We start from the raw sequence: 803 nt of genomic DNA, 5'->3' as shown, positions 1-803 counted from the left end.
CTCAGCGCCGCGGCCATATTGTTCGGGGTGTGGAACGGCTCCCAGACACGGGCCGCGGCTAATTCGACGAGGCGCCGCTGCAGGGCCGCGGGGATGCGGTAGACCAGGCGGGGTGACCGGACAACCACCCGACCTCGCGGCCCTGCAGCGCCGCCTCGTCGAATTCGCCGCGGCCCGTGACTGGGAGCCGTTCCACACCCCGAAGAATCTGGCCGCGGCGCTGAGCGTCGAGGCGGCGGAACTGCTGGAGATCTTCCAGTGGCTGACGCCCGAGCAGGCGTCGGCGGTGATGGCGGACCCGGGGTCCGCGCACCGGGTGCGCGACGAGGTCGCAGACGTGCTGGCGTATCTGCTCCAGTTCTGCGCGGTGCTGGAGGTCGATGTGCTGGCCGCGCTCGCGGCCAAGATCGACCGGAACGAGGAGCGGTTTCCGCGGGTGGACCGGTCGAGGGGTCCCTCCGCCGGTCCGCCGGTCGGCCCCGCGGCGGGCGGGTCAACCGGTCCGGCGGCCGGGTGACGCGGTTGTCCACAGGTGCGGGGTTATCCACAGATGTCACGACCGGCCTTTTCGCGCCCGGTGAGATTCTGTCACGCTGAGTGATGTCGGCAGGTGGTGCAGGAGTCACCACCGCCGGCGCACTGAGGGGGTGCGGAGATGGACGCTGCACGGCTGGTGGCGGAGTCGGAAAGGGTGATGCGCGCTGCGCCGCAGCCCGAGGACGTCATCGAGGAGGCATGGCAGGTCGGCGAGCTGGTCGAGGCGGTGGGGCGGCTGCTGGCAGACGGGGAGCGGGCGTCGGGGG

Annotated in this window: 2 protein-coding genes; both read left to right on the top strand. The window is 71.7% G+C overall.

All coding sequences use genetic code 11. From position 1 onward, the window contains the following. Window positions 1-112 precede the first annotated feature (112 nt). Window positions 113-517: a nucleotide pyrophosphohydrolase gene (locus V7E46_RS33645; protein ID WP_333771942.1), complete on the top strand. Its 405-nt coding sequence runs from the start codon at window positions 113-115 to the stop codon at window positions 515-517. Window positions 518-655: 138 nt separating this feature from the next. Next, a partial coding sequence (locus V7E46_RS34055) for a DUF6099 family protein (protein WP_443054437.1) occupies window positions 656-803 on the top strand: 148 nt, incomplete at its 3' end.

Source organism: Streptomyces sp. IBSBF 2435 (genome assembly GCF_036815005.1).
Lineage (GTDB): Bacteria > Actinomycetota > Actinomycetes > Streptomycetales > Streptomycetaceae > Actinacidiphila.
This window is presented reverse-complemented; position numbering and strand designations above follow the sequence as displayed.